Genomic DNA, 5,836 nt, shown 5'->3' with positions numbered 1-5,836 from the left:
CGAGGCTGCACACGCCCGGCCCCGGACCGTCCCCGAACCCGCACCAAGCCCCCACGCGAGCCCCGTACGATCCGGAGCCTGACCGCCGGTAACCCCTCGTCAGGGCCGTGTCCCCGAGGGGACCGGCGATGATGCCTCGGCGCGCGAGGCACGTACGTCATGCAGCTGAGCAGAGCCGCCGCTGCACGTCCCAGGAGCCGCCCGTGTCCACCCCGCTTCCCTCCTTCGCCCCGTCCGCCGCGTTCGCCGACTCGCCCGGCCCCACCCTGGTGGCACCCGAGACGCGACGCCTGGACGGGGCCGTGCGGGAGGCGTACGTACCGCCGTTCGCCCCGCCGGTGCGGCACGGCTCCCTCGCCGACCTGCCCTTCGACAACGCCGCCGCCGTCCCCGCCGCGGTGGTCCTCAGCCGCAGGTCCGCGGACGGGCGCTGGAGCGACGTGACGGCGGCCGAGTTCGCCGCACAGGTGCTGGCCGTGGCGAAGGGCCTGATCTCCGAGGGCCTGATGCCGGGCGACCGGATAGCGATCATGGCCCGGACGACCTACGAGTGGACGCTGCTCGACTTCGCCGCGTGGGCCGCGGGCCTCGTCACGGTCCCCGTCTACCCGACCTCCTCGCTCTTCCAGGTCCGCTGGATCCTCCAGGACTCGGGCGCGGTCACCCTGGTCACCGAGACGGCCGCGCAGGCGGCGGCCCTCGGCCCCGAGCTGGACCGCCTCCCGGACCTGCGGCACCTGTGGATCATGGAGAAGGGCCATGTGGACCAGCTCGCCGAGCTGGGCGCGCGGGTGCCGGACGCGGAGGTGGACGTCCGCCGGGGCATGCTGAGTCCGAGCACCCTCGCCACCCTGATCTACACCTCCGGCACCACCGGCCGCCCCAAGGGCTGCGTGCTGACCCACGGCAACTTCTTCGCCGAGGTGGACAACGCGATCGAGCTGCTCTACCCCGTCTTCAAGACACAGACGGAGGATCCGTCGATCCTGCTCTTCCTCCCCATGTCCCACGTCTTCGGCCGCATGGTCGCCGTGGCCTGCGTCCGCGCCCGGGTCCGCCTCGGACACGCGCCGAGCCTGGCACCGGAGGACCTGCTGCCGGACCTGGCGGCCTTCCGGCCGACCTGCCTGCTCACCATTCCGTACATGCTGGAGAAGGTCTTCAACGGGGCGCGCGCCAAGGCCGAGTCGGGCGGCCGGGCCACGGTCTTCGACCGCGCGGTCTCGGTGGCGGTGCGCTACGGCGAGGCCATGGAGGCCCGCCAGACCGGCTCGGGCGGCGGCCCGGGCCGCGCCCTGAAGACCGCCCGCTCCTTCTACGACCCGCTCGTCTACCGCAAGATCCGTAACGCCATGGGCGGCCGGGTCCGGCACGTCATCTGCGGCGGCTCCCCCCTCGGCCGCCGCCTGGCCGCCTTCTACGCCGGCGCCGGCATCGAGATCTACGAGGGTTACGGCCTCACCGAGACGACGGCCGCGGCGACCGTGACGCCGCCGCTGCAACCGCGCCTGGGCACGGTCGGCTGGCCGCTGCCCGGCACGCGGATCCGGATCGCCGCCGACGGCGAGATCCTGATCGCCGGCGACCAGGTTTTGCACGGCTACTGGGACCCGCAGGCGGGCGGTGTCGTCCCGGCCGCCCCCGACGGCTGGTTCCCGACCGGCGACCTCGGCAGCCTGGACGACGAGGGCTATCTGACGATCACCGGCCGCAAGAAGGAGCTGCTGATCACGGCGGGCGGCAAGAGCGTGGCCCCGGCGCCGCTGGAGAACTGGCTGCGCTCCCACCCCCTGATCTCCCAGTGCATGGTCCTCGGCGACCGCCGCCCCTACGTCACCGCCCTGTTCACCCTCGACCCCGGCGGCATCACCCACTGGCGCCGCATGAACGGCAAGCACCCCGTGCCGCCGGAGCTGCTGACCGACGACGAGGAGGTCCGCGCGGTGCTCCAGCGCGCGGTCGACGAGGCGAACAAGCTGGTCTCCCGCCCGGAGTCCATCCGCCGCTTCGCCGTCCTGCCGAGGGACTTCACGGAGTGGGAGGGCCATCTGACCCCCTCCCTCAAGCTCCGGCGCGACGCGATCATGCGGGACTTCGCGGACGCCGTGGAGGGGCTGTACGAGGGGTAGGTGTGCGTAGGCCCTCAGCGGCGGGCGATCAGACACGCCTGCGGGACCTTCGCGGAGGTCTCCGCCTCCTGCACGCGCACCGTCCGCGACAGCACGGTGAAACCGGCCGCCTCCAGCAGCCCGGCCATCGGCTCCGGCCGCCGCCGCTCGAAAGCGAGACTCACCTCGTGGCCGAAGGGCCGGTCGAGGCGGCTCGGCTCGTCGCCGACCTGGAAGGCGAGGAGCAGATGCCCGCCCGGGGCCAGCACGCGCCGCATCTCCGAGAACAGGTCCGGCAGCCGCTCCCACGGCGTGTGGATCGACGAGTACCAGGAGACCGCGCCCACGAGGGCGCCGTCGGGCAGGTCCAGCTCCAGCATGGAGCCCTGCTCGAAGCACAGACCCGGGTTCTCGCGGCGGGCGATCGCGAGCATGCCGGCGGACAGGTCGAGGCCGAAGACCTTCAGGCCGAGCGAGGCGAGGTGGGCGGTGACCACGCCGGGCCCGCAGCCGAGGTCGGCGACCTCCCCGTCCGGTCCCACCAGTTCGGCGAAGGCGCCCATCAGCGCCCGGTCCAGCGGGGCGTCGGCGAGTACGGAGCGGAAGCGGTCCGCGTAGTCCTCGGCGATGGCGTCGTAGAAGGTGCGGGTGGTGTCCAGGAAGCCGGTGTCGTGGGTCATGGCGGGGACCCTAGGGCCCGCCACTGACAGCCGTGGCCGGAATTCACCGGGAATTCACGGCGGCGCCGGAAAGGGCAGGAGCCCCGTCGCCACAACGGCGCGGGGCTCCTTGGGTACTGCTGTCAATCAGACAGGAGTGACATTCTCCGCCTGCGGACCCTTCGGGCCCTGCGTGACGTCGAAGGACACCTGCTGGTTCTCCTCGAGGGAACGGAATCCCTGAGCGTTGATCGCGGAGTAGTGGACGAAGACGTCCGGGCCGCCGCCTTCCTGGGCGATGAAACCAAAGCCCTTTTCGGCGTTGAACCACTTCACGGTTCCGGTAGCCATAAGCCCTCCTTGGGCCCAAAGGGTTGCCCTGCTCCAGAACCAGCAAGTGTGAAGACCGATCCGCACAACTGCATATGTCTGAGAATGACGAGAGCCCGCGGTCACATGCTCCGCAGGCTCTGTACTGCAAGGGAAACCAAACTGCAACTTGCTGTGAGCCTAGCACGCAGGCCCCCGAGCGCAACAGAGGCCAAGATCACTTCACCCGAATGTTTGAACGGACGTGCCATTCGGCTGACAGCGGGGGGTGCCGCCGGGCGGCCGCCGGGGGAGGGCTAGCCTCGCGATGTGGACAATTCTCGCACCCGGCCGCGCGTCGGCCACATCCAGTTCCTGAACTGCATGCCTCTGTACTGGGGGCTCGCGAGAACGGGAACGCTCCTCGATTTCGAGCTGACGAAGGACACCCCGGAGAAGCTCAGCGAGCAGCTGGTGCGCGGCGATCTCGATGTCGCACCGGTCACCCTGGTCGAGTTCCTCAAGAACGCCGACGACCTGGTCGCCTTCCCCGACATCGCCGTCGGCTGCGACGGCCCGGTCATGTCGTGCGTGATCGTCTCGCAGGTCCCGCTGGACAAGCTGGACGGCGCCCGGGTCGCCCTCGGGTCGACCTCGCGCACCTCGGTCCGGCTCGCCCAGCTCCTGCTGGCCGAGCGCTACGGCGTCCAGCCGGACTACTACACCTGCCCGCCGGACCTGAGCGTGATGATGCAGGAGGCCGACGCGGCCGTCCTCATCGGCGACGCGGCCCTGCGCGCCAACATGATCGACGGGCCCCGCTTCGGTCTCGACGTCCATGACCTGGGCGCGCTGTGGAAGGAGTGGACGGGCCTGCCGTTCGTCTTCGCCGTCTGGGCGGCCCGCCGGGACTACGTGGAGCGCGAGCCGGTCATCGCCCGCAAGGTCCACGAGGCGTTCCTCGCCTCCCGCAACCTCTCCCTGGAGGAGGTCGCCAAGGTCGCCGAGCAGGCGGCCCGCTGGGAGGACTTCGACGAGAAGACGCTGGAGCAGTACTTCACCACGCTGGACTTCCGCTTCGGCGCCCCGCAGCTGGAGGCGGTCGCGGAGTTCGCCCGCCGCGTCGGCCCGACCACGGGATTCCCCGCGGACGTGAAGGTGGAACTGCTCCAGCCCTGAGCGCCGCGCCGTCGGCCCACTACCCTGCTGGAAGGTTTCGGCGTACGGGGGAGGGGTGGGCCGATGCGGCCGCTCGATGTCGACGAACCCACCGTCGTGGGGCCCTACCGGCTGCTCGGCCGGCTGGGCGCCGGCGGCATGGGCCGGGTCTACCTGGGGCGCAGCGCCGGCGGCCGGACGGTCGCCGTGAAGATCGTGCACCCGCACTTCGCGCTGGACGAGGAGTTCCGGGCCCGGTTCCGCCGCGAGGTGGAGGCGGCCCGCCGGGTGGGCGCCGCGTGGACCGCGCCCGTGCTCGACGCCGACCCGGAGGCGCGCGTGCCCTGGGTGGCCACGGCGTACGCGGCCGGACCGTCCCTGACGGCGGCGGTCGTGGACGGCGGCCCGCTGCCGGCCCACTCCGTACGGGCGCTCGGCGCGGGCCTCGGCGAGGCGCTGGCCGCGGTGCACGAGCTGGGCCTGGTGCACCGGGACGTGAAGCCGTCCAACGTGCTGCTCACCCTCGACGGGCCCCTCCTGATCGACTTCGGCATCGCCCGCGCGACGGACGGCACGGCCTCCCTGACCTCGACGGGCGTCTCGATCGGCTCGCCCGGCTACATGTCGCCCGAGCAGATCCTCGGCAAGGGCGTCACCGGCGCCGCCGACGTGTTCTCCCTCGGCGCGGTCCTCGCGTTCGCGGCGACCGGTCGGCCGCCCTTCCCCGGGGACTCCTCGGCCGCGCTGCTCTACAAGGTCGTCCACGAGGAGCCGGAGCTCGGCACGCTGGACGGCGAGGTGCGGGAACTGGTCGGCCAGTGCCTGGCCAAGGACCCCGCCGCCCGTCCGGCCCCCGCCGAGGTGGCCCGACGGCTCGCCCCGGACGGCGCGGCCCGACTGGTCGCGGGCGGCTGGCTGCCGGGGCCGCTGGTGGAACAGGTCAGCCGGGGCGCCGTACAACTGCTCAACCTGGAGGCGACGGGGGAGGGCGGCCCGCTGTCGGGCCCGGTCGGTTTCAGCCGACCTTCGGTGCCGGGCGGCGCGGAGGCCTCCGGCGGTACGCAGGCCTCCGGCGGTGTGGAGGCGTCGGGCAGGGCGCAGACGTCGGACCGGGTCCAGGCGTCCGGCGGGGCGCAGGCGCCGGGGGCATCGGCGGCTGGTGCCGCCACCGCCGGCGCCTTCGGGCCGCCGCCGGTGATGCCGGGGGCTTCCGCGGCCGGCGGGGCTCCCGCGTATCCGGGCGCTCCCGGCTCTGGCGGGGTTTCCACGGGTGCCGGTGCTCCCGGCCCCGGCGGAGTCTCGACGGGGCCTGGTGTTTCCGGCTCTGGCGGGGCTCCCGCGTACCCCGGCGCTCCCGGCCCTGGCGGGGCTCCCGCGTACCCCGGCGCTCCCGGCCCTGGCGCAGCTCCCGCGTATCCCGGGGCTCCCGGCTCTGAGGGAGTTCCGACGGGACCCGATGTTTTCGGCCCTGGCGGGGCTCCGGCGTATCCCGGGACTCTCGGGCCCGGCGGAGTTGCCACAGGGCCCGGGGTGTCCGCGGCCCCCACCGCCGTGCCCGGGCCGCGTGGCGGGGTGCGGGGGCCCGGGAAGGTGTCCGTGCAG

General features: G+C 73.0%; 5 protein-coding genes. 3 read left to right on the top strand and 2 right to left on the bottom strand.

Going from position 1 to position 5,836, the window contains the following annotated elements:
* The first annotated feature begins 203 nt into the window (after positions 1 to 203).
* Entirely contained in the window at positions 204 to 2,129 is a 1,926-nt protein-coding gene (locus GTW67_RS15125) for an AMP-binding protein (protein ID WP_161165338.1), read from the top strand.
* Between the two features lie 14 nt (positions 2,130 to 2,143).
* Here GTW67_RS15125 and GTW67_RS15120 read toward each other — a convergent pair whose 3' ends face one another.
* Both GTW67_RS15120 and GTW67_RS15115 read right to left on the bottom strand, forming a co-directional pair.
* Positions 2,144 to 2,788 carry a class I SAM-dependent methyltransferase gene (locus tag GTW67_RS15120; protein WP_161165337.1) on the bottom strand — a complete coding sequence of 215 codons (645 nt, stop codon included), beginning with the start codon at positions 2,786 to 2,788 and terminating at the stop codon, positions 2,144 to 2,146.
* 126 nt (positions 2,789 to 2,914) lie between these two features.
* Positions 2,915 to 3,118 carry a cold-shock protein gene (locus tag GTW67_RS15115; protein WP_003974443.1) on the bottom strand — a complete coding sequence of 68 codons (204 nt, stop codon included), beginning with the start codon at positions 3,116 to 3,118 and terminating at the stop codon, positions 2,915 to 2,917.
* A 288-nt stretch (positions 3,119 to 3,406) separates the two neighbouring features.
* Between GTW67_RS15115 and GTW67_RS15110 the strand changes: the two genes are divergently transcribed.
* Both GTW67_RS15110 and GTW67_RS15105 read left to right on the top strand, forming a co-directional pair.
* A complete protein-coding gene (locus GTW67_RS15110) occupies positions 3,407 to 4,255 on the top strand; it encodes an MqnA/MqnD/SBP family protein (protein WP_161165336.1) in 849 nt (282 codons plus the stop codon).
* Positions 4,256 to 4,318: 63 nt separating this feature from the next.
* On the top strand, positions 4,319 to 5,836 hold a 1,518-nt coding region (locus tag GTW67_RS15105), incomplete at its 3' end, for a serine/threonine-protein kinase (RefSeq protein ID WP_237518867.1).

Source organism: Streptomyces sp. SID5910 (genome assembly GCF_009862125.1).
Classification (GTDB): domain Bacteria; phylum Actinomycetota; class Actinomycetes; order Streptomycetales; family Streptomycetaceae; genus Streptomyces.
The sequence above is the reverse complement of the archived record's forward strand: the minus strand, read 5'-3'. Positions and strand labels throughout refer to the sequence as shown.

Excerpts from the sequence above, each read along its gene's own strand:
- GTW67_RS15120 (WP_161165337.1), bottom strand. The coding sequence starts at position 2,788 with ATGACCCACGACACCGGCTTCCTGGACACCACCCGCACCTTCTACGAC.
- GTW67_RS15115 (WP_003974443.1), bottom strand. The coding sequence starts at position 3,118 with ATGGCTACCGGAACCGTGAAGTGGTTCAACGCCGAAAAGGGCTTTGGT.